We start from the raw sequence: 24,090 nt of genomic DNA on the forward strand, positions 1-24,090 counted from the left end.
TTTTGTTTGGAGTGGAAATGAATTTCTATTTGCGGCAGTAAACGCATGGCTATAAAATGATAGAAGAACGGACGCCTTTGGAACGAGGGGAAGTGTAAAACGGTTTTTTAGTTTATCGCTTGGCGAAAACTTCAAATCGCTTGAGTTCAAACGAAGTGAAGTGGCGGGTAGTTCGCGTAAAAGGTATTCATCGATGCGGTATAGCTCGTGAATACTATTTTTTCTTCCAGAATACGAACATATGTGCTAAAATGAAGGAAATAATAGAAAATGAAGGTGATATCGATGTCGCTTCGATTTCTTTTAGGAAGATCGGGAAGTGGAAAAACAACAACGTGCTTAAATGAAATTCGTCGTAAATTAAAAGAAGAGCCAAAAGGGAATCCGATTATTTATCTTGTTCCAGAGCAAATGACGTTTCAATCAGAATATGCGTTAATACATACACCAGGATTAGGCGGAATGATCCGGGCGCAAGTTTTTAGCTTTACACGGTTAGCATGGCGTATTTTGCAGGAAACTGGCGGAATGAGTCGATACCATGTGAATGATATCGGAATGCAGATGATGATTCGAAAAATTGTCGAACAAAAGAAACAACAATTGAAATTATTTGGCCGCGCCGTTGATAAAACAGGCTTTATCAAACAGCTTCACGACATGATTACAGAATGTAAACGTTATTGTGTTACTCCACAGCATCTTCGCGAACATGTAAAAGCGCTGACGGAACAAGGAAAAAAGCCGGCTGAAAAGGTGTTAGCCGATAAATTAAACGATATATCCATCATTTATGAGGAACTAGAGAGAAGTTTATTGAACCATTACATAGATTCGGAGGATTATTTGCGGTTGCTTTCCGAAAAAATCCCGCAATCCCGCTATTTGCGTAATGCAGAAATCTATATTGATGGGTTTCACCAATTTACACCACAGGAGTATATGGTGCTTGAACAGCTGCTTATTCATTGTAAACGTGTTACTGTGGCATTAACAGTAGATGCGCCTTACGATGACCGATTGCCAAATGAATTGCATTTATTTTATTTAACGGCAAAAACTTATCATGATATTCGCCAAATGGCGCTCTTAAATGATGTTGCCATCGAAGAAACCATGATTTTAGATAGAAATATGCGCCATCAAGAAAAAGCACTTGCTCATCTTGAAGCGTATTATCATGAGCGCCCCGCGGTTGTCTATTCAGAAGAGACAGAGGCGGTTAATGTGTATGAAGCGGCAAACCGCCGCGCGGAAATCGAAGCGATTGCTCGAGAAATCGTTCATCTTGTGCGTGACAAAGGATATCGTTATCGTGATATTGCTTTGATTGTTCGCAATACGGAAGATTATCGCGATTTAGTGAAAACCATTTTTTATGATTTTCATATTCCTTATTTTATGGATGAAAAAGAGCCGATGCATCATCACCCGCTTATTGAATTGCTGCGGGCCAGCATGGAAATTATTACATCGCGCTGGCGTTATGAATCGGTATTTCGCGCCATTAAAACCGATTTATTATTTCCAGTGGAAGAAGATATCGTTGCGTTGCGAGAAGCGATGGACCAGCTAGAAAACTATGTTCTCGCATACGGAATTAAAGGAGAAAAATGGACAAATGGTGAACGTTGGACATACCGCCGCTACCAGGCATTAGAAGGATTATCCATCCCGCAAACAGATGAGGAAAAGCAATACGAAGAAAAGTTAAACGAATGGCGTGATATAATTGCAGCTCCGCTCTCTAAGCTAGAGCGCCGAATGCGTAGAGCGAAAGATGGAAAAAGCCTTTGTGAAGCGATTTATTTATTCTTAGAAGAATTACAAATTCCTAGAAAACTAGAAAAAATGAGCAAAGAAGCGGAAGAACAAGGCAGGTTGATGGAAGCAAGACAGCATGAGCAAGTATGGAATGCGGTGATTGATTTATTAAACCAATATGTAGAAATGTTAGGAGATGAATCGATACCGGTAGAAGAGTTTGCGAAAATCATCGAAACAGGGCTTGACCGTCTCGAATTTTCGCTTGTTCCACCCGCGATGGACCAAGTGATTATTGCCCAATTAGACCGTTCTCGTCTTATTGATGTAAAATGCGCGTTTATTATTGGCGTAAATGAAGGTATCATTCCGGCGAAAGCAAAAGAAGACGGATTGCTGGCGGAAACGGAACGGGAACTTTTACAGCAGTTTGGAACGAGAGTTGCTCCAGGAGGAAGAGAACAATTATTTTATGAACCGTTTTTCATTTATTTAGCATTAACGAGTCCAAGCGAGCGGCTATATGTGACCTATCCGCTGGCAAATGAAGAAGGAAAAGCGCTCTCTCCTTCGATCATTATTAAGCATCTTACTGATTTATTCCCGAATTTGCAAAAGCGTGTCTGCGGAAATGATCCTCTTGATGCGCCGTTTGCGGAACAACATGAATTTGTCACTGTTCCGCGTGCGACGTTAACATATCTTGTAACACAACTGCAAGCATGGAAACGGAATTACTCGATTGCGCCGCTTTGGTGGGATGTATATAACTTTTACGTAAGTGATCAACAATGGAGAAGTCACGCGCGCAAAGCGATTGCAGGGGTATTTTATACGAATGAGGCAACGCCGTTGAAAAAAGAAATTAGCAAGCGATTGTACGGCAAAAAAATCCAGGCGAGCGTATCGCGCATGGAGCAATTTCAAAAATGCCCGTTTTCCCATTTTGTTTCCCATGGCTTACGGTTAAAGGAACGGGCTGTTTTTCGGCTCGATGCTCCTGACATTGGACAACTATTTCACTCTGCGCTGAAAATTATTTCCGACCGCCTTCGCGAAGCAAAAATTGATTGGCGCCATTTGTCCAAACAGCAGTGTGAGCAGCTGTCAATGGAAGCGGTGGAACAAATCGCACCGCTCATTCAGCAGCAAATATTGCTTAGTTCCAATCGCTACTATTATATGAAACGAAAGCTGCAAAACGTTATTGCGCGGACAACGAATGTATTAAGCGAGCACGCGAAAGCAAGCAGTTTTGTGCCGATTGGCCTTGAGTTGGAGTTTGGACCAAATGGCGTGCTTCCACCGCTTACGTTCCGGCTTCCGGACGGTACGGTGATGGAGCTTGTCGGACGAATTGACCGCGTTGATAAAGCGGAAAGTTCAAGGGGAGTGCTATTGCGCGTCATTGACTATAAATCTAGCGCCAAAACGCTGAATTTAACGGAAGTATATTACGGCCTTGCGCTGCAAATGCTCACTTACTTGGACATTGTGCTCACTTATGCAGAACAGCTAGTCGGCAAGGAAGCTTTTCCGGCCGGGATTCTTTATTTCCATGTGCACAATCCAATTATTAAAAGCGATCAGCTCCTTTATGATGAAAAAGAAGTGGAACGAAAACTGTTGGAACAATTTAAAATGCGCGGGCTTTTGCTCGGGGATGTGGAAGCAATCCGCTTGATGGACACGCAAATGGAGGAAGGAAAATGGTCGTTAATCGTTCCAGCCCAAATTACGAAAAAAGGCGCTATTCATTCCAGCTCATCGGTGGTCAGTGAAGAAGATTTTTCGCGTCTTCGCCAACATATCCGCCAGCTGTTTCAAACCATTGGCATTCAAATCGTCGACGGAATCGTCGACATTTCGCCATACAAGTTAAATGAACAGACGCCTTGCGAGTTTTGTGCATTTAAGTCGGTTTGTCAGTTTGATGAATCGTTTTCAAATAATCGCTATCGCTTGTTAGTTCCGGAAGAAAACCGCGAAATTGTTCAAAAATTTTCAGAAGGGAAGGACTGAAATGAATATCGTTTTTCGTCCGAAACCGAAGGAAAGTCAGTGGACGGATGAACAATGGAAGGCTATTGTTGCGGATGGCCAAGACATTTTAGTGGCAGCGGCGGCAGGATCAGGGAAAACAGCGGTGCTTGTCGAACGGATTATCCAAAAAATTACGGCGAAAGAAGACCCGATTGATGTCGACCGGCTTCTTGTTGTGACGTTTACCAACGCTTCTGCGGCCGAAATGAAAACGAGAATTGCCGAGGCGATCGAACGCGAGCTGGATAAACAGCCAAACTCGCTCCATTTGCGCAGACAGCTTAGTTTGTTGAATCGTGCTTCGATTTCAACAATTCACTCCTTTTGTTTGGACGTTATTCGCAAATATTACTATTTGATCGATATTGATCCCGTATTTCGCATTGCTGATGATACGGAAATGGAATTGCTGAAAGAAGAAGTGATGGAAGAACTCTTGGAAGAAGAGTACGGAAAAGCCGATAACGAGCTGTTTTTCGAAGTGGTGGACCGTTATACAGGGGACCGGAGCGACGCTGAACTGCAAGAAATGATTTTGGCTATCTATGAATTTTCCCGGTCGCATCCGGAACCGTATAGATGGCTTGACCAACTTGTTGCGATGTATGACATAGACGAGGATACTCCATTAACGCAGCTTCCGTATATTTCTTACTTAAGAAAATATGTAGAGATGGAATTGGCAGCGGCAAAACGCCTTATTGCAAGAGCTTTACAACTGGCTCATTTGCCTGGAGGGCCGTTGCCGCGAGCTGAAAATTATCGCGATGATTTGCAGCTCATCGCCCATTTAGAAGCATTGTTAGACCGCTCATGGGACGAGCTATATGAAGCGATGAAGTCGTTGTCGTTATCGCGTTTAAAATCGTGCCGCGGCGACGAATACGATCCGCAGCTCGTGGAAGAAGCAAAATCATTGCGCGATCAAGCGAAAAAGAAATTGGAATCGTTACGGGACAATGTATTTTCTCTCCGCCCGACTACATGGCTTCGCCATATGCGGGAGATGAAACCGGTCGTTGAAACGATTGTTCGGTTAGTAAAACAATTTACGGAAATGTTTCAAGCACGCAAGCGTGAAAAAGGAATCGTCGATTTTTCGGATTTGGAGCATTATTGTTTGCAAATTTTGCGTCATCCAGATTCAACTGACGGACAATGGCTTCCGTCTGACGCTGCTTTGGATTATCGCGCTCAATTTGTTGAAGTGCTTGTTGACGAATATCAAGATACGAACATGGTGCAAGAAGCGATATTGCGGCTTGTGACAAAAGGAAATGAACATACCGGAAATTTATTTATGGTAGGTGACGTAAAACAATCAATTTATCGCTTTCGCTTGGCGGAGCCGATGTTATTTTTAAGCAAATATAAACGGTTTACGGCAGACGGTAAGCAATCGGGAATGAAAATTGACTTATCCAATAACTTTCGCAGCCGCGCGGAAATTTTGCATGGAACGAACTTTATTTTTAAACAAATTATGAGCGAAACAGTCGGGGAGATGGAATATGACGAAGCGGCGGAATTAAAATATGGCGCCGTTGACTATCCGGACAATGAGCAGGCAGTGCCGGAATTGATCATTATTGACCGAAATAGCAAAGACGACGAAGAAACCGGGGAGTTTGACACGAATGATCTAGCAGCAGCACAGCTAGAAGCGCGCATGATGGCAAAAAAAATAAAGGAAATCGTCTCCGAGCCGTTTCACGTTTACGATCGCAAAGCAAAACGAATGCGTCGCGCCATGTATCGAGACATCGTTATTCTTCTCCGTTCCATGACGGCCGCTCCGCAAATAATGGAAGAATTTCGCGCGCAAGGTATTCCGGTGTATGCGGATCTATCTTCTGGATATTTCCAAGCGACAGAAATATCTATCATGCTGTCACTATTAAAAGTGATCGATAATCCATATCAAGACATACCGCTTGCGTCGGTTTTGCGTTCTCCAATTGTCGGTTTGAATGAAAATGAATTAGCGCTTATTCGCATTCATGAGAAAAAAGGCACGTTTTATGAGGCGATGGTTTCATTTTTGAATAAAACGGTGGATGACAAAGAAGAAGCAGCGTTGCAACAAAAATTGCGCCTGTTTTACGAACAGCTAAAACATTGGCGGACAATGGCGCGTCAGCGTTCGTTGGCGGATATTATTTGGCAGCTATATCGGGATACGCAATTTTACGATTTTGTCGGTGGTTTGCCTGGCGGGAAACAACGACAAGCGAATTTGCGCGCGCTTTATGACCGAGCTCGGCAATATGAAACGACGTCATTTCGAGGATTGTTTCGCTTTTTACGGTTTATTGAACGCCTGCAAAATCGCGGAGATGATTTAGGTGCGGCCCGCTCCCTTGGCGAACAAGAAGATGTTGTTCGCATTATGACGATTCATAGCAGCAAAGGGCTTGAATTTCCAATCGTTTTTATTGCAGGGCTATCGCGTCCGTTTAATACGCGAGACTTATATGAATCGTATTTGCTTGATAAAGAACTCGGGTTTGCGGCGAGATTTGTAGATCCAAAGCTGCGCATCAGCTATCCGACATTGCCGCAAATCGCGATAAAACAGAAGAAACGGCTCGATTTTTTAGCGGAAGAAATGCGAATTTTATATGTTGCGTTAACAAGGGCAAAAGAGAAACTATATTTAATCGCAGCGGTGAAAGATGCGGAAAAAGAAGTAGCAAAATGGAAAAGCACTGCGATGGAAGAAGAGTGGCTTTTGCCGGATGATGTCCGTGCTTCTGCGCGTTGTTACTTAGATTGGATCGGAAGAGCGCTCATCCGCCATCGTGACGGGCGAAACTTCGGTGATTTGTCCTATGTATGTGAGAAAATCGCTTCCCATCCGTCTATTTGGCATATGGAAGTCATTCCGGCGAGCCAATTGTATGACGTGGATAAAGAAGCCGAGCAGATGGATGAGCAAATAATCACCGCGTTAAAACGAGGAGAGCGTGTTCCGAACGCGGGGGAATGGAAGGAAGAGGTTGATCGCCTTCTTTCGTGGGAATACGCATATGAAAAAGAAATGCTTGTCCGTGCGAAGCAAACGGTATCTGAGTTAAAACGACATCGTGAAATTTTTGGGGAAAATGCCGACCGAATGCCGCTCCATTCATTTTCCACACCGCTGTTTGAGCGTCCAATGTTTATGAGAGAGAAAACATTGACACCGGCAGAAAAAGGAACGGCAATGCATATTGTGATGCAGCAAGTCGATTTGACAGCACCAATTACGGAAGAGACGGTTCGTGAACAAATAGCCAAATTAGTTCAAATGGAGCTGCTAACACACGAACAGGCGGAAGCGATCGATATTTCGAGCGTTGTTGCGTTTTTCGACACAGAAATCGGCAAGCGCCTACGTGCCGCAGACGAAGTGTATCGTGAAGTGCCGTTTAGCTTGGCGCTGCCGGCAAAAGAAGTATATGAAGATGGTGTTGGCGAAGAAAGAAAAGTTCTTGTTCAAGGCGTCATTGATTGTTTATTTGCTGACGAAAAAGGACTTGTATTAATCGACTTTAAAACAGACACCGTAACTAATCGGTTCGCAGGAGGTTGGCATGAAGCAAAACAGGTGATAATATCCCGCTATAAAACACAAATGCAGTTATACCGTCGCGCTGTAGAACAAATTTGGAAAATCAATGTAGATGAATGTTATTTATATTTATTTGATGGCTCACATCTTATTTCCATATAGAAACTAGAAACGGAAAAGAGGATCTCCTCTTTTCCGAATACTTTCTAGAAAGAAAGGAACGGAAAGCGTATGCGCATTTTACATACAGCCGACTGGCATTTAGGAAGAACGCTGGAAGGAAGAAGCCGTCTGCCGGAACAGGAACAATTTATTGATGAGCTTGTCGACATCGTGGAAAAAGAAAAAATTGATGTCGTGTTAATGGCGGGAGATGTGTTTGATTCTGTTAATCCGCCGGCAGCAGCTGAACAATTGTTTTACGAAAGTCTTGCCCGCCTTTCAGATAAAGGAAAACGTCCGGTTGCTGTTATTGCCGGTAACCATGACCATCCGGAGCGGATTAGCGCTGCTAGGAAATTAGTAGCCGATTACGGCATCCTTTTGCTAGGGTGGCCGGATACGACCGTCTATCGCATTGAAGTGCCAGCGCGAAATGAAACGATGATGCTCGCTCCGCTCCCGTATCCTTCTGAATCGCGTTTAGCAGAATTGCTGTCCAAAGAACATTCCGAAATTTCTTTGCGTGACCGATACGACGAGCGCATTCGCCATCTATTTGCAGCGATGTCCGCTTCGTTTTCGGAAAAGACGGTAAACATCGCAATGAGTCATATTTATGTGGCAGGAGGAAGTACATCCGATTCGGAACGGCCGATTGAAGTCGGTGGTGCTTACACAGTAGCTGCTACTAGTTTGCCAAAACAAGCTCAATATGTCGCGCTTGGCCATTTGCATCGGCCGCAAGATGTAAAACGTGCTGAAACGGCGGCGCGTTACTCTGGTTCACCGCTTGCATATAGCTTTTCTGAAGCGGGATACGCTAAATCTGTTACGATTGTCGATGTAAAACCAGGGGAAAAAGCGATAGTTTCCGAAATACCGTTGTCCTCTGGCAAACCGTTAGTAAGGTGGCAAGCAACCGAAGGAATTGCCCAAGTATATCGCTGGTGTGAAGAAGGAAAAGATCCATCTGCATGGATTGATTTGGAAATTCACCTTTCACAGCCGTTATCCATGGAGGAAATTTATCGATTGCGCAAGCTTCATTCTGGTTTTGTGCATATCCGTCCTGTCTTTCCAGAAAAAGAAGAGCATATAGAGAATCGGAAGCAAGAGCGATTATCATTAGAAGAAATGTTCCGCCGTTTTTATGAGCGCCAAACAGGCGGCGGCAAGGCGGACGACGAGCTTGTCCGATTATTTTTAGAACTGGTGGCGGAACAGGAAGAAGAGGGGGAGACGGAAGAGTGAAGCCGATTTCATTAACGATAGCGGGTTTGCACAGTTTTCGCGAGAAACAAACGATTGATTTTCAATCATTATGCGAAGGTGGTGTCTTTGGCATTTTCGGCCCAACTGGAAGCGGGAAATCAACGATTTTAGACGCGATTACACTTGCGTTATTTGGCAGTGTGGAACGTGCGCCAAACCATACGCAAGGAATTATGAATCATGCGGAAAATGAACTGTTCGTTTCTTTTACGTTTGAATTAGAAAATGCCACATGCACGAAGCGATATACGGTAGAGCGCAGCTTTAAACGTGGCGATGAATGGCGGTTAAAAAGCGGAATATGCCGGCTTATCGAAGTTGGCGCAGAAACCGTTGTGTTGGCGGATAAGTTGACGGAAGTCAATAAAGCGATAGAGCAATTGCTTGGTTTAACGATGAAAGATTTTACGCGCGCCGTCGTGCTGCCGCAAGGGAAATTCGCCGAATTTTTATCATTGAAAGGCGCCGAACGACGGCAGATGCTACAGCGCCTTTTTCATTTGGAACCATATGGAGACAAGTTAAATAAAAAATTGAAAGAAAAACTCGCTGCCATTTCTAATGAATTAAATGAAGTGATCGCTGAGAAGACAGGTTTAGGAGATGCATCGGAAGAAGCGCTTGAACGCGCGAAACAAGAGTTAGAGACACTTTGGGATTTACTGCAAAAGCGAAAAGCAGAATTACATGATATGGAAGTAACGATGGAACGAACGAAACAGTTATGGGCATGGCAAAGGGAAAAAGAAGAACTTGAAGCCGAACTAGCGCGCCTTGCCAGTGAAGAATCACATATTCGCTTATTAGAGAATAGAAAAGAACGCGCGGAACAAGCGGAACGAATGTGGCCATATCTCGAACAGTATGAGGAAGCGCGCCGGTTTGTGATCAATGCAGAGGAGAAACAAAAGGAATTACAGAAAAAACTCGTACAAGCTAAAGAACTTTATGAAGAAGCGATGCATCGTTATGAACGTATTCGGCAAGAAAAGGCCGCTTCCGAACCTCATTTATTAGCAAAAAAAGAACAGCTCACCCAAGCAAAACAGTTAGCGGCTCAAATCCATGTGTTAGAAACAGAATTAAACGAAATGAGGAAACAAATTCATTTGCTAGAAGAAGAAGAACGGAAAAAGCTTGTCGAATGGCAGGAAGCAGCAAAGTTGTATGAACGCGGGCTGGAAAAACAACAAATGTTAAAGGCAGAGCTGCAAAAATATGCAGCTTCTATAGAGCAAAAGGAAGTGGTTGAGCGGGCATACGATGAAAAACAGCAAATTGAAAGAATAACAGATGCGCTTCAAGATATTCAACAACGGCTGGCACAAAAACAAAAAGCGCAACAGCAGGCCAATAAGGAACGAGAAAAAAGAAGACAGCGCGCAGAGACGGCAAAAGAAAAATTGCACGTTTTGTTCCAAAAAATAGAGAAAGTCTATCATTCTGTCTGTGAGAGACAATGGCAGTTAGAAAAACGGTTGTATCGGTATGAACAACAGCTCGAGCAAGAACGCGAAAAAGCGGAGCAGGCGAAAACTGCAGAGATGGCAGCAATTCTTGCTAGACAACTTCGCCAAGGAGAACCATGTCCTGTCTGCGGGTCATGCGAACATCCGAATCCGTATGTATATGAGCACAATAACGTTAGCAGCGGGAAAATCGCTATATTGGAACAGCAGGTAAAACAAGGACAAACTTATATGCAAGTGTTGCACACATTAAAAGCACAGCTTGAACAATTGGCGCAATTTATTGGAAATGAGTGGACGTTCCAACGATTCGACGTAAGTAAATTAAAGGTTGAAGAAGATATCGATATTGCCGTGGAAGTGAAAGCACTTCAACAAGATTGTTTGCAATTAAAAGAAGCCCTTCAGCAGGCGTTGCAAAAGTGGCGTGATGCCGAATCGTCACAGCAAGCCATCGAGCAAGAATTAAGATTGCTAGAAAAAGATGTACAAGAATTACAAACGGAGCGGGAATATCGTTTCAATGAATACAATCAATTAGAAGCAAGCTGGCGTGAAAAATATACCGATTTTTCTTTTGATACGATCGAAGCGCTCCGCAACCAAATGCGAAAACATGAAGAAATCGTTCGGCAATTGCAAAAACGAATCGATGACAGCATTCCGTTTCTTGAAACTAAATTAAATGAAAAAGAGCGATTAGCCCAACAGCAGCGAGAGCTGGAAACGGAAAAAGTCCGCCTTGTTTCCTTGTGGAAGGCTAAACAACAACTGGCAGATGACTATAAACAGCAGTTAATGGAAAAAGCAGGTGGAAAGCAAGTAGAAGAGCAACTTCTTCAAGTGGAAAAACAGCTGCTTTACTTAAAAAAAGAAGAAGAAGAAGCATATCAAAGATGGCTGCGGGCACAAAAACAATACCAAGCTTTAGAAACGGAAGCAAAAGCGATACAGCAGTCGTTGGAAGAAGGAAAAGAACGGTACGAAGAAGCGGAATTGCGTTGGCTTAATGAATTGAAAAAAACAACATTTGCCGATGAAAACGAAGTGAAAGAAGCAAAGGCGGCAGAAGAATTACGCCTCGAGTGGGAACAGCAAATCAAACATTATTGGCAGAAAGTGCAACATGCCCAGCATCGTCTTCAGCAGCTGACCGAAGCGATCGGTGGGGAAATGATTGATCAACAACAATGGGAACAATTGCAGACTGTATATGAACAAATAAAACAACAAGTAGATGAAGCCATGCAGCAAGTGGGTGCCGCGCAAAACAAAGTGGAAGAATTAACGGAAAAACATAAACGGTTTACGGAATTAGAGAAAAAACAACAAGAGTTAGCCGCTCTTATGGATCGTTATAAACATTTGCAGTCGATTTTAAAGGGAAACAGCTTTGTCGAATTTATGGCGGAAGAACAACTCATTCAAGTGACAAGAATGGCTTCCGAGCGATTAAGTTCGTTGACAAGACAGCGCTATTCATTGGAAGTCGACTCACAAGGAGGGTTTCTCATTCGCGATGATGCCAATGGCGGGGTAAAGCGTCCAGTGACAACATTATCAGGAGGAGAAACGTTTTTAACATCATTATCGCTCGCATTGGCGTTATCAGCACAAATTCAATTGCGTGGGGAATATCCGCTTCAGTTTTTCTTCTTGGACGAAGGGTTTGGCACGCTTGATGCGGAACTTCTTGATACGGTTATTTCTGCACTGGAAAAGCTTCATTCGCAGCGGCTTTCTGTCGGGGTAATCAGTCATGTGCAAGAAATTCGCTCCCGCCTGCCGAAGCGGCTTATTGTTGAGCCGGCGGAACCGTCTGGGCGAGGAACAAGAGTTAGATTAGAAGTCATGTAACTTTTACTAATAAAAATGCAAAGCAGCCATTTCCTGAAAAGGAGTGGCGGCTTTGCTAATTGTTTGCAGCAACATTGCTGTCAAACGTATCGGAGTCAAACGTGTTTGTTAAACTGATGCCGTTGTTTGTAATGATAAAATCCCCAGTATTAAATCCTCCTGAACCAGCCATTGTTTTTGTGGCTACTTTTGGAGCGATATAAAGACAATCCCCCATTTGCACAACTGCTCCACTGCTGACAGTATTAATTTTAATGGGTCCGACGACAGAAGGCATTATTTCTCATCCTTTGTTATTGATGAAGTGGTTTCTGTATTTGTCATAGAAGGCAATGAAGAATCCGGAGCAAGCTGACGAATATGTTTAATTCTTGCTTCCGCATCAACAGTAGAAGTAGATCCAATATGAACAACGGAAGAAGTGGAAACCGCTAACATACGAATGGAGCGAACGGAAATAACGGGAGATTGATGAAGGGTTTGAATGAAAATATCATTGCTGTTTGGCTGCAATTTGGGAATTGGTCTTGTAAAGATAGGAAAAATTTCTTCTCCTTCGCCCCCGAAAAATAATTCATATTGTCGTTGAACCGCTAAAACGCGAGAACGCGAAGTAATTTCCCGTGAATCACCGATTTGTAAAACAGAACTATAAACAACTGTTTCTCCATGAAAATATTCTACCATCGATGTTCGTTTCATGATTATTCTCCTCTTGGAGCGAGTGGGACGAATGGACCGATAATTAACGATTCCGGCGGCGTGTCGAAAGTGGAAGCGAGATTAATAACATCTGCATCTCCAACTAAAAAAATGGCGGAGCTTGTTATAGCTGTTAAGTGAATATCGCCAACATGGATATCGCGGTTAATCACTGTATAGTTCATTGTTCTCCCCCTTGTTTTGGTAAATGTTTTAGAAAAAGGTCAAGCGATTGTTCAATATCTATCTTTACTTTTTGAAAAATTTCGTTTTCGACCGATTTATCATTGTCCGATGCAGGGACGTATCCGTTATTCATTTTTTGCTGTAAATAAAAATGGATTCGTTCGTCCACTTGTCGAGCGATGTCTTGCAAAATAAAATGTCGATACGTGTCATCAAGACGAAGTGCATATTGTTCTTCCAATTTCTTTAACGTTTCCTTTGCTTCCTTTTCTAAATAAGCATGAACTTTTTCTTGAATGGTGCGGAATAAGACTGGTTCCGGCTTTGGAACTATTGTTTTTTCAGGTTGAACGGCAAAATCTTCGATAGTGTTGCCAACACCGTTGGGAGTAATGCCAATATTTAATGTCCCTTCCAATGTTTCTACTTTTAATTGGTCAAATTTATATTCGATTCGTTCAATGGTTGTACGCGGTTGTTGTTGAAGTTCTATTAGCTGTTTTTCAAGGAGGAGAAGCCGCTGTTCTAACGATTGTATTTTTTTTGTTTGCCATGACAAGTAGCGCCGCAGTTTCGCAAAATAGTCATATAGGAACATAATGTTGAAATCATCCTCTCCAAAGTCCCTTCTTACTTCAATATATGGACGGCCTTTTGTTGTCATCACTATTTTCATGCTTTTTTAGCGAGTTGCTGAATGAAGCGGGACTAGAGGACTGCTAGATGCTCCTCCTGCCAATGGAACGATGGCGGTAGCGTGTGGAGCAGGCTTCGTGAATCCTCCTGTGTTTGTTAGTGTAGAAAGCGCTTGGATGCTGCCAGCGCTGCCGATTTGCAGTACGGATGAGTTCATAACAGAACCTATTTTCAATTGATAAATGCATATACTTTGGCTAATATAAAAATTCATTGGTTCTCCCCCTTTTAGGCGTTAGCTACTACATTTTCATCCGCGATGTCCGCATCGTTTATATTCGTATTGCTGTAATAGTTATAAATATGCAAGCCATCTCCTGTATTAAATGAACCGGCACCGGCAAATGTTTTGGCAACACTGTGTGGCGAAATCGCAAACACGTCTCCAATGTGAAACACGCCGCTGCTTCCGATACTGTTTAACTTAACGACTCCGACAAATGCTGGCATAACGCATGCACCTTTCTCTTGTTCTTATGATAATGTATGGGCGCGGCGGCAAAAACGTGAGCGTTTTAAGATTTTTCCCAAAAAGTCTCCCACCTCTAAATGGAATGAAGGTGGGAGAGGTTCATTTATTTGCGGTAGTATTGGAGTCATTCACATCAGGATCGCTGGTGTTTGTAAAGCTGACGAACGTATTTGTTTGTAAAAAGTCGCCATTATTGCTGCCGCCAGAGCCAGTATTTGATTTAAGTGTACTTTTTGGTGCAATTTGTAACACATCCCCAAAATTAACCGTTCCGTCACCACTAACGTGAGTAATTTTAATTGGGCCGCCAATAAAGGATGGCATGCGCTCTACCTCCTTATTTTATATGCTTACTGTTAGTGTATGAAAAAGCGACAAAACAGTTAAACGCACGATGGATGTCCAGACGAATCGATTTTTTTGTCATATGATATATAAAAATATAAAAAGGAGAATGGATATGCCGGCGACGATTATCGGGGGAGTTAAAGTGACGAGTGTAAGCGGAAACGGGACAGTAAATATGGGAGATGTGCTGCAAATCGCTCCAAAAAGTACAGCGAAAACGAACTCAGGAGCGGGGGGAGCAAATACAGGCGATTTTTTGCAGACAAATACATTTTGCAGTGTAACAAATACGTTTGACCCTGATATAAAAGATGCAGGAGTGCGTGGAAACAATTAGATGGTCACGATTAAAAAAAGGCCATCTTTTTCTTTTTATAAGATATGGTGTAATAATAAAAAATTATGTATAATATAATTGTGAATTTTCTAAAATATTTTACGGGGGATGGAATAATGAGCGTACCATTAGTATTAACACAATTTTTGGATAGAGCCGTTTCACTGTATGGAGACAAAACAGCAATGATTTGCTCTGGTCGCACGCTTACATACAAACAATTAAATGAGCGTGTGAATCAACTTTCTCACGGTCTAAAACAATTGGGGGTAGAAAAAGGAGACCGGGTCGCATATTTGGCGCCAAATACGCTTGAAATGTTAGAAGGATTTTACGGTGTATTTCAGCTTGGAGCGATCATGGTCCCGCTGAACACTCGCCTTAGGCCGGAGGATTATTTGTTTATTTTAAATCATAGTGAAAGCAAAGTGTTATTTGTTGATCAAGATTTATATCATTTCATCGCACCAATTAAGGACAAACTGCAGACCGTAAAGACGATTATTGTTCATCAAAAAAATGAAGAAACAGATGAAATCGATTACGAAGAATGGTTAGCGCAGCATCCTAGCACGTCGTTTGATCGTCCGGACATTGACGAAAACGATGTATGTAGCCTTTTATACACAAGCGGAACGACGGGAAATCCAAAAGGTGTCATGTTAACACACCGTAATAATTATCTTCACGCGTTAATATCGATGCATCATCTCCGCGTTTCCGACCAAGATACGTATTTGCATATATTGCCGATGTTTCATGTGAACGGATGGGGAGCGCCATTTTATTATACAGCAAACGGAGCGACGCAAATCGGTTTACGGAAAGTCGATCCAAAAGTGATTTTTGACTATATTCAAACATACAAGGTTAGCGTCATGCATATGGCGCCGACGGTATTAAACATGCTTTTACAATATTATGACGAACATAAGCCGGTTATCGACCATCCAGTTCGTGTTGTGATTGCAGGCTCTGCGCCGCCGCCATCATTTGTCACGCGCGTGGAACAAGATCTCGGTTGGGAATTTATCCAAGTGTATGGCATGACAGAGTCTTCACCGCTTAACACGATTTCCACGATCCGCTCCCATTTGCGTGATTTGCCGTTAGAAAAACAATATCGCCTGAAAGCAAAAGCGGGGTATCCGATGATCGGTTGTGAAGTAAAGGTAGTGAATGAGTATGGTGATGAAGTGCCGCATGATGGAAAAACGATCGGTGAAGTCATTATAAGAAGCAACAATGTGATGAAAGGGTATTGGAAAAATCCAGAGGCAACGATGGAGGCAATCCGCAATGGCTGGTTATATACTGGTGATATGGGAACAGTAGATGAATATGGATACATTGACATTGTCGACCGGAAAAAAGATATTATTATTAGCGGTGGGGAAAATATTTCTTCCATTGAAGTAGAAGGCGTTTTATATGAACATCCGGCGGTGTTGGAAGCGGCAGTAATCGCTGCGCCGCATGAAAAATGGGGAGAAACGCCTCACGCGTTTGTTGTCGTTCGGCCTGGCCATGAAGTGACGGAAGAGGAATTGATTGCCTTCTCACGGGAAAAATTGGCGCATTTTAAGGCGATTACTGGTGTAACGTTTGTCGATGCATTGCCAAAAACGGCATCAGGAAAAATTCAAAAAGTGCATTTACGTAAACAGTATTGGGATTCTGTTGGGAAAACAGGCCGTTATGTTAATTAAAGAAAAATGGCGTCCGCATATGCGGAGCCTTTTTTCTGTCAAACGGTCGATGTGAAAAGAAAGGAGAAAAAATGGACAAACAGGCAAATCACGAGCGGATCTTGGTCATTGATGTACTGCGCGGCTTTGCCCTATTAGGAATTTTGATGGCGAACATGCCTCATTTTTCATCACCGGTTATGTATGGAAACATGAAGACAAATAGCCGGCTCGATGATTGGACCATGGCGGCCATTGACGTTTTTTGCGAGGCAAGTTTTTATCCGTTATTTTCATTTTTATTTGGCTTTAGCATGATACTGTTTCGTGATCGGCTGCGTAAAAAACAGCTTCCATTTATTCAAACATTTTTACGCCGGCTGGCTATGCTGCTTATGTTCGGGATTGTTCATGCTTTTTTGATTTGGTTTGGCGATATTTTAATTTCATACGCCATCGCTGGAGGAATATTGCTTCTGTTTTCTCAAGCACGGCCGCGCACATGGATGATTGGAGCGTTCGTTTGCTTTTTGATTCCTCACTTATTTATGGCGCTGTTATTTGGAATGCTTATGTTTTTAGAAGGAACAAAAGAAACAGGAAATGGCAGCATCCAGCTGGCGATGGAAGCGATGCGCAATTATCAAAGCGGGTCTATGTCCGATATTTTTTTGCAACGCTGGAATGACTGGATGTACGCCAATGGTTCAGGAGGATTATTATTTACGGTTCTTACGGTGTTGCCTCTTTGTTTGTTCGGGGGATATGTTGCACAAAAACGATGGGTGGAGGAAGCAGAACGTTACATTTCCGTAATTAAAAAAATTGCATTATGGTCACTTCTATTAGGAGTATTTCTAAAGCTGTTGCCATACTTTACGGTGAAAAATTATTTCACCGAGTATATTCAAAATATATTTGGAGGAACAGCGCTAGCATGTTTTTATGGCACAGCTATTATTCTATTATTTCAAAAGGAAAAATGGCGGCGAAAACTAATCATTTTCCATCATATCGGAAAGATGTCGCTCACTAACTATTTGTTGCAATCAGTATGTTGTACACTGTTGTTTTATAGTTATGGATTTGGATGGTATGGACATATCGGCATGTTTTTCGGAAGTATGCTCGTATTTCTTATTTATGGTGTACAACTGATAGGAAGCCAAAAATGGTTTCAGTTTTTTCGGATCGGTCCGCTCGAATGGATATGGCGGTCTGTAACTTATGGGAAAAGACAACCTTTTCGCAAATAAAAAAGTCCCCCTTCACAATCATTACTGAGGAGGGACAGGTAAGAAAGAATGTTCGATCGTTGCTGTTTCCCGCAAATAACGATTAATCAGTTCATCTAGTTCTTGACTGCACTCGATCGTTTCTTTGGCGGTAAATCCATACGTCAATGCTAATTCGATCATTTGTTGCCGCTTTTCCTCAATTAAAATCACCATTGCATTCACCGTCACTAAGATCATGTTTTTCGATTCATTTTTGTAATGAAGCTTTTAAGAAAAAACTACTTAAGCGCCATGATCAATTCTTTTTACCTACGACGAAAGCCATGAATGTGAATGGAAGAAAAGAAGCTAAACATTATTATACATATAGCGACGAAAAAAGAAAGGTTTTCGCTAAAATAAGTAGTAATTTTACTAATTTAGACAAAATTAAACAAATAGTAGGTTTTTTGTAAACAAGTACATATTAATTCAAATAGAAAGGAGATTTTACGGTGAGATTTGTTACAGCACAGCGTAATAATAAAATATTTGTCGGTATAGTCGAGGAGAGTGAGAAGGTCGTTCATTTACACCTTGCCGAGCAGGCGATGCAAAAGCGCATGACGCTTCCGTCGTCATTGTTGGAGTGTATCGCGTTAGGAGATGAGTTTCTTAATAGAGTAAATGAAATTGCAGCATGGGTAAAAGAAAACCCGTCTACACAATATATGTATGATTTACACGATGTTCGTTTGCTGGCACCGATTCCGCGCCCAGCCAAAAATATTTTTTGCATTGGAAAAAACTACGCAGATCATGCCATCGAACTAGGAGGGAAGTTGGATATCCCACAGCACCTCATTGTATTTTCCAAAGTGCCGACAACGGTGATCGGACATGAGGAAACGGTTTTGCGCCACGCTGATGTGACAGACGAATTGGATTACGAAGGAGAACTTGCTGTTGTGATCGGCAAACGCGGAAAGGCGATTCGCAAAGAAGAGGCACTTGATTATGTATTTGGTTATACCATTATCAATGATATTACGGCACGTGATTTGCAGGAACGGCATCAACAATATTTGCTTGGAAAAAGTTTGGATACATTCTGTCCAATGGGACCATGGATTGTCCATCAATCACTTATTGAAAATCCAAATAAGCTGCAAATAGAGACGAAAGTGAATGGAGAAATAAGACAAAAAGCGAGCACAGAGCAATTTATTTTTAACGTCGAAACGATTATTGAAACCATTTCTCGCGGAATCACGCTGGAACCAGGAGACATTATCGCTACCGGAACGCCGGCGGGAGTCGGAAAAGGAATGAAGCCGCCGCGCTTTTTACAAGCGGGAGATGTTGTGGAAATTACGATCGAAGGAATCGGAACGTTAAGAAATAAAATTGGAGAGTAAGAAAAAACGGGGCGTTTCTATTCACCAGCCCCGTTTCACTGTTATACCCCAGCAAACACTTTTTTCACCCGCTCTATTGCCCAATCCAATTCTTCTTTTGTAATAACGAGCGGTGGAGCAAAACGAATGACGGTATCGTGCGTTTCTTTGCACAATAGCCCTTCTTGTTTTAATTTTTCACAATATGGACGGGCGGAAGTATGAAGTTCCACACCAATAAACAGTCCTCTTCCGCGCACTTCTTTAATGTCTGGATGTTGAATTTCACGCAGTTTTTCGATGAAATAGTTCCCTAATTCCAACGAACGTTCCGGCAATTTTTCTTCGATAATGACATCAAGCGCCGCGATGGATACCGCGCATGCAAGTGGGTTTCCGCCAAATGTGGAGCCGTGGGAGCCAGGATTAAACACGCCGAGAATGTCGCGGTTTGCTGCTACGCAAGAGATAGGGAATACGCCGCCTCCTAATGCTTTACCGAGGATGTACATATCTGGAACGACATTTTCCCAGTCGCAAGCAAACATTTTTCCAGAACGGCCGAGGCCAGATTGAATTTCATCTGCAATATAAAGAACATTATTTTCTTTACATACATTGTACGCTTCTTTCAAAAAGCCTTCCGGCGGGATATTAATTCCTGCTTCGCCTTGAATCGGCTCAAAAATAAAAGCTGCCGTATTTGGTGTAATCGCTTTCTTTAATGCTTCCACATCGCCGTATGGGATGATTTTAATGCCTGGGAGCATCGGTCCGAAACCGCGTTTATACTCTTCGCTAGAGGACATTGATACCGCTGCCATCGTTCGGCCATGGAAATTGTTTTCACAAACGATAATTTCCGCTTTATCTTTTTCTACGCCTTTAACGTCGTACGCCCAGCGCCGCGCCGCTTTAAAAGCGGTTTCTACCGCTTCTGCACCTGTATTCATCGGTAAAACCATGTCTTTACCGGTTAATTTCGCGACTTTTTCATACCAAGGGCCTAGCTGATCATTATGGAACGCGCGCGAAGTTAATGTGATGCGATCTGCTTGCTCTTTTAGTGCTTGAATAATTTTCGGGTGGCGATGCCCTTGGTTGACGGCTGAGTAAGCGCTTAACATATCCATATAACGATTGCCTTCCGGGTCTTCTACCCATACCCCTTCTCCTTTAGTAAGAACAACCGGAAGCGGATGATAGTTGTTCGCGCCGTATTGCTCTGTTAAGCGGATAATTTCAGTGGTTTTGCTCATGCGTGTTCCTCCCTAGTGATTTATGGAATTTTTGCGCTATTTTTTATTATAACAAAAAAAGGGATGTTAAACGATGTAAATGATGAAAAGAGTCTTAAACCGGGAGAGCGGAGGGATTCCTTGCTCATGAAAGTCTTGTGGAATTAGAGCGAGTGTTTATGCGAAGGCAGAAGCTCTGTAGCACACAGGAACCTGTTGACTTTCCTCCTAGAGCAGGGGAGATAAATAGTTTTTGATTAATATAAAGTTTGTTTTTTCTGATTGATGCATGCTATGATGGGGATGAATATGTGAAAAAGGAGGAAATGGCATGACACATGCACATATTACAAGTTGGTTAATCACCGTTATATTGTTTTTTATCGCCGTTTCATTGCAACGCTCGGGGGCTTCGAAAGCAAAAATTGTACAAATGGCACTTCGTTTGTTTTACATCTTCACCGTGATAACAGGGGGGCTTTTATTACATAGCATTGCTTCGATTTCCATATTATACATCATCAAAGCTATTGTTGGCCTATGGTTAATCGGGGCAATGGAGATGGTTTTAAGCGGCATGAAAAAAGGAAAAAATACGAATGTTGCATGGATTCAATGGATCGTCGCATTCGTGCTCGTTCTATTTTTAGGATTCATGTTACCGCTGGGGTTTGATCTCTTTTGAAATAAGCGGCAATTCCATGTGGAGTTGCCGCTTTTTCTGATAGAAAAAATATGATATGTTAGTAGAGAGAGGGTTTTTGTAAATTTTCTAAATATTCGCATAAGAGTGGTGGAAATGAATGAACATGTACCGTCTACATTGTCATAATACAGAAGAATTGTATGACTTTATCGCACAGCACCACCTTGCCCAATATGAACATATTTTTGTACAAGTTGCAGCCAATAAAGTCGATCAGCTTGAACTTCGGAAAATGATTGGGTTGCTTCAGCGTTATCTTCCACAAGCGCAGCTATTTGGCGTCACATACGGCGAACATTTTGGTTTCGATGACAAATTTTTTATATGTTTTACTGTGTTCGAAAAAGTTAGCGTTCACTCTGTTTTATTATCATACGAAGAATTTGCAAATGAACTTGAGCTTGTAACATATATTTCGGATACGCTTATAACGGAAGAAACAAATCTTCTTCTTTTATTTACTGACCAGAATAGCAATCTTCATTCCCTTATTCGCCATATACCACTAGCAAATGAAAAAACGGTTGTGATTGCCGGGCGAATTAATGAAGGAGAGCGTTTGTTTTCGCATGAAGGATTTGTCACTGGCGGTATGCTGGCAATTAGTTTTAACGGTTCTGCTTTTCGTGTTCAATCATCACATCCGTTTTTATGGGAACCAGTTGGCACTGCTTTTCGAATAACGAAATGCAGCGGAAATAAGTTATACGAGCTTGATGGAAAAAAAGCAATAAAATTGCTGCAACGTTATTTAGGAAAGGAATTTATCGATCGATTGCCTTTTTCAGGAGCGGAATTTCCGTTCATTATTGAGAAAAATGGCCATAAAGAATGTTTATCCATCGTGAAAGCAAATGAGGATGGTTCTATTGAACTAAACGGTTACGTCCATCAAGGGGAGAAGGTTAAGTTTAGCTACGTTCATTTAACGTCATTGGTTTGGACTATATCCGATGAATTAAACAAATTGACGAAAAAATACACGGAAGCGATTTTTTTCTATCGCAGCATCGCCGTACAAGGCTATGCATATCCAGTGCTAGAGCAAATAACGACAACGCTGGAGCAAGTTGCTCCTACTTTTACGCCATTTATATTTGTAGAACTGGTGATCAAGGATAGAGATATACGTTCAGCCACTTTTAGCATGATTGCGTTATCGGAGGGAAATCAGAACGGAGAGAATAGCAGTGCTTCCGTTTCTTTATCTATTCCTGAGATGTTTCAAGGGGTGATGACGCTAGCGAATTTAATGTCCACCTCCTCTCGAGAAATGGAGAGGCTTCGCGTTCATGTACAAATATCACAATCACTTTTTGAACATAATACAGATATTGTATATTCTACTGATTTACATGGGAATTTTACGAACGTGAATCCCGCTTTCGAGAAAATTCTAGGTTACACAAAAGAGGAAATTTTACATACGAACGCTTTAAAATACATGCATCCGAATGATGTACCTCGTGTTAGCAGACATTTTTATCGAGCTTTGCGTGGAAAAATTCAATATTATAATTTGGAGATTCCTACAAAATCAGGGGAAACATTATTATTCCAAATTAAAAACGTTCCAATTATCGTTGATGGGAAAAAAGTAGGCATTTACGGGATTGGAAGAGATATTACCGAACAAAAAAAAGCGGAAGAAAAAATTTCATATTTAGCGTATTATGACCCGGATACCCATCTTCCAAACCGGACAAAGTTTATGGAAATCATCGATGAACAGTTAGAAAAGGCGAAGCAAAAAAATAGGAAGCTAGCAGTCGTATTCATCGATTTAGACCGTTTTAAGCTAGTTAACGATAGTATAGGGCATTATGCGGGAGATGAAATTTTAAAACAAGTCGTTCAGCGCATTCAGCATGTTTTGCCAGCTGGAGCGTATTTAGGAAGGTTTCATGGGGATAAGTTTTGTTTACTTTTAACAGAGCGCACCGATTCAGAAGGAGTGTTTAAAACAGCAGCGCACATTTCAAAAGAAGTGATGAAGCCGATTGTATATGAAAACAAAGAATTTTTTATCACTATAAGTATTGGAATCAGCTTCTATCCAAACGATGGTGTGGATAAACATTCATTGCTCAAAAATGCTGATATCGCCCTAAATAGAGCAAAACAGAGTGGGGGAAATCGAATACAATTTTATTCTGCAAAAATGAATGAAGAAACGTTATACCGTTTAGAGATGGAGAGATATTTGCGAAAAGCACTGGAAAATCAAGAATTTTTTCTATGCTATCAGCCGATTATTGATATACATAAAGGTGTTATTGTCGGAAACGAAGCGTTAATTCGTTGGCGCCATCCAAAGCTAGGACTTGTTAGACCGAATGAATTTATTTCACTAGCAGAAGAGACGGGGCTCATTCATGAAATTGGAAGATGGGTATTAGTAACGGCTTGCAAACAAACAAAAAAATGGCAGCAATTATGGAATCAACAACTCTTCGTTTCTGTGAATGTGTCGGCGAGACAATTTCAGCATGAAGGCTTTATTGATGATGTAAAACAGGCGCTAGAGCAATCGCAGCTCTCCCCAAATTGCTTACATTTAGAATTAACGGAGAACTCTATGCTTCGTAATCTTCATTACAGTATTCAAGTAATGAAAGAATTACAGCAGCTCGGTGTCGGTATTGCTATTGATGATTTTGGAAGTGGATACGCTTCTTTTAGTTATTTAAAAAATTTACCAGTAAACATATTAAAAATTGATCGTTCATTTGTTGAGCAAATGCATACAAATTCTTCGGATATCGCGATCGTAAAGGCAATTATTACGATGGGGCACGGATTAGGACTAAAAACAGTAGCCGAAGGGGTGGAAACGGTCGAGCAGCTGGAATTGTTAAAAATGCTGCATTGCCATCACGCACAAGGATATGCATTGTATCGTCCGGTAACCGCAGAAGAATTGTCAACATATATGACGGTAAGCCACAAATAGAGAATTGGGGAAAGAAACAACTCTTTCCCC

At 41.9% G+C, this 24,090-nt stretch carries 19 protein-coding genes; 10 read left to right on the forward strand and 9 right to left on the reverse strand.

Translation table 11 applies throughout. The annotated features are described in order from the left end of the window. Positions 1-285: 285 nt before the first annotated feature. The 4 genes from addB to DER53_RS07950 all read left to right on the forward strand — a co-directional run bounded on the left by addB (position 286) and on the right by DER53_RS07950 (position 12,120). On the forward strand, positions 286-3,786 hold the full coding sequence (gene addB, locus DER53_RS07935) for a helicase-exonuclease AddAB subunit AddB (RefSeq protein ID WP_280117284.1): 3,501 nt from the start codon (positions 286-288) through the stop codon (positions 3,784-3,786). Position 3,787: 1 nt separating this feature from the next. Further along, the gene (gene addA / locus DER53_RS07940; protein WP_062753871.1) at positions 3,788-7,522 is read left to right on the forward strand and encodes a helicase-exonuclease AddAB subunit AddA; all 3,735 of its coding nucleotides are present in this window, start codon (positions 3,788-3,790) and stop codon (positions 7,520-7,522) included. 69 nt (positions 7,523-7,591) lie between these two features. Further along, positions 7,592-8,773, forward strand: a complete 1,182-nt coding sequence (locus DER53_RS07945) for an exonuclease SbcCD subunit D (RefSeq protein WP_062677220.1) — start codon at positions 7,592-7,594, stop codon at positions 8,771-8,773. Beyond that, positions 8,770-12,120 carry an AAA family ATPase gene (locus DER53_RS07950; protein WP_062753868.1) on the forward strand — a complete coding sequence of 1,117 codons (3,351 nt, stop codon included), beginning with the start codon at positions 8,770-8,772 and terminating at the stop codon, positions 12,118-12,120. The genes DER53_RS07945 and DER53_RS07950 overlap by 4 nt, the downstream gene beginning before the upstream one ends. Positions 12,121-12,175: 55 nt before the next feature. Here the strand turns inward: DER53_RS07950 and DER53_RS07955 are convergent, their stop codons facing one another. From DER53_RS07955 to DER53_RS07985, 7 genes are all read right to left on the reverse strand, one after another. Continuing rightward, positions 12,176-12,397 (reverse strand): spore germination protein, encoded by a 222-nt coding sequence (locus DER53_RS07955; RefSeq protein ID WP_012749369.1) that lies wholly within the window; start codon positions 12,395-12,397, stop codon positions 12,176-12,178. Beyond that, positions 12,397-12,822, reverse strand: coding sequence for a spore germination protein GerPE (locus DER53_RS07960; protein WP_062677222.1), 426 nt, complete (start codon positions 12,820-12,822; stop codon positions 12,397-12,399). The genes DER53_RS07955 and DER53_RS07960 overlap by 1 nt, the downstream gene beginning before the upstream one ends. Positions 12,823-12,824: 2 nt before the next feature. Further along, positions 12,825-13,007, reverse strand: a complete 183-nt coding sequence (locus DER53_RS07965) for a hypothetical protein (RefSeq protein WP_012749371.1) — start codon at positions 13,005-13,007, stop codon at positions 12,825-12,827. After that, positions 13,004-13,606: a spore germination protein GerPC gene (gerPC, locus tag DER53_RS07970; RefSeq protein ID WP_062754021.1), complete on the reverse strand. Its 603-nt coding sequence runs from the start codon at positions 13,604-13,606 to the stop codon at positions 13,004-13,006. Before gerPC ends, DER53_RS07965 begins: the two co-directional genes overlap by 4 nt. Positions 13,607-13,690: 84 nt before the next feature. After that, positions 13,691-13,918, reverse strand: coding sequence for a spore germination protein GerPB (locus tag DER53_RS07975; RefSeq protein ID WP_012749373.1), 228 nt, complete (start codon positions 13,916-13,918; stop codon positions 13,691-13,693). Between the two features lie 14 nt (positions 13,919-13,932). Continuing rightward, complete coding sequence (locus DER53_RS07980) at positions 13,933-14,154, reverse strand: spore germination protein (RefSeq protein ID WP_062753867.1); 222 nt, start codon at positions 14,152-14,154, stop codon at positions 13,933-13,935. A 121-nt stretch (positions 14,155-14,275) separates the two neighbouring features. Then, positions 14,276-14,500, reverse strand: a complete 225-nt coding sequence (locus tag DER53_RS07985; protein ID WP_062677223.1) for a spore germination protein — start codon at positions 14,498-14,500, stop codon at positions 14,276-14,278. 136 nt (positions 14,501-14,636) lie between these two features. Between DER53_RS07985 and DER53_RS07990 the strand changes: the two genes are divergently transcribed. The 3 genes from DER53_RS07990 (at position 14,637) to DER53_RS08000 (ending at position 17,805) form a co-directional block, all read left to right on the forward strand. Continuing rightward, complete coding sequence (locus tag DER53_RS07990; protein WP_012749376.1) at positions 14,637-14,861, forward strand: spore germination protein; 225 nt, start codon at positions 14,637-14,639, stop codon at positions 14,859-14,861. 116 nt (positions 14,862-14,977) lie between these two features. After that, positions 14,978-16,570 (forward strand): fatty acid--CoA ligase, encoded by a 1,593-nt coding sequence (locus tag DER53_RS07995; protein ID WP_012749377.1) that lies wholly within the window; start codon positions 14,978-14,980, stop codon positions 16,568-16,570. A 71-nt stretch (positions 16,571-16,641) separates the two neighbouring features. Beyond that, positions 16,642-17,805 (forward strand): DUF418 domain-containing protein, encoded by a 1,164-nt coding sequence (locus DER53_RS08000; protein WP_062753866.1) that lies wholly within the window; start codon positions 16,642-16,644, stop codon positions 17,803-17,805. A gap of 21 nt (positions 17,806-17,826) precedes the next feature. Here DER53_RS08000 and DER53_RS08005 read toward each other — a convergent pair whose 3' ends face one another. Beyond that, entirely contained in the window at positions 17,827-18,024 is a 198-nt protein-coding gene (locus DER53_RS08005) for an aspartyl-phosphate phosphatase Spo0E family protein (RefSeq protein WP_174525693.1), read from the reverse strand. Positions 18,025-18,281: 257 nt separating this feature from the next. Between DER53_RS08005 and DER53_RS08010 the strand changes: the two genes are divergently transcribed. Next, complete coding sequence (locus DER53_RS08010) at positions 18,282-19,184, forward strand: fumarylacetoacetate hydrolase family protein (protein ID WP_062753862.1); 903 nt, start codon at positions 18,282-18,284, stop codon at positions 19,182-19,184. A gap of 41 nt (positions 19,185-19,225) precedes the next feature. Here DER53_RS08010 and DER53_RS08015 read toward each other — a convergent pair whose 3' ends face one another. Continuing rightward, positions 19,226-20,422, reverse strand: coding sequence for an ornithine--oxo-acid transaminase (locus tag DER53_RS08015; protein ID WP_012749381.1), 1,197 nt, complete (start codon positions 20,420-20,422; stop codon positions 19,226-19,228). A 310-nt stretch (positions 20,423-20,732) separates the two neighbouring features. Between DER53_RS08015 and DER53_RS08020 the strand changes: the two genes are divergently transcribed. Together DER53_RS08020 and DER53_RS08025 are read left to right on the forward strand one after the other, a co-directional pair. Beyond that, positions 20,733-21,086 carry a YisL family protein gene (locus DER53_RS08020; RefSeq protein WP_012749382.1) on the forward strand — a complete coding sequence of 118 codons (354 nt, stop codon included), beginning with the start codon at positions 20,733-20,735 and terminating at the stop codon, positions 21,084-21,086. Positions 21,087-21,204: 118 nt separating this feature from the next. Next, positions 21,205-24,060, forward strand: coding sequence for an EAL domain-containing protein (locus DER53_RS08025; RefSeq protein WP_062753860.1), 2,856 nt, complete (start codon positions 21,205-21,207; stop codon positions 24,058-24,060). Positions 24,061-24,090: the final 30 nt, after the last annotated feature.

The sequence above is a fragment of the Parageobacillus toebii NBRC 107807 genome (assembly GCF_003688615.2).
Taxonomy (GTDB): Bacteria; Bacillota; Bacilli; order Bacillales; family Anoxybacillaceae; genus Parageobacillus_B; species Parageobacillus_B toebii.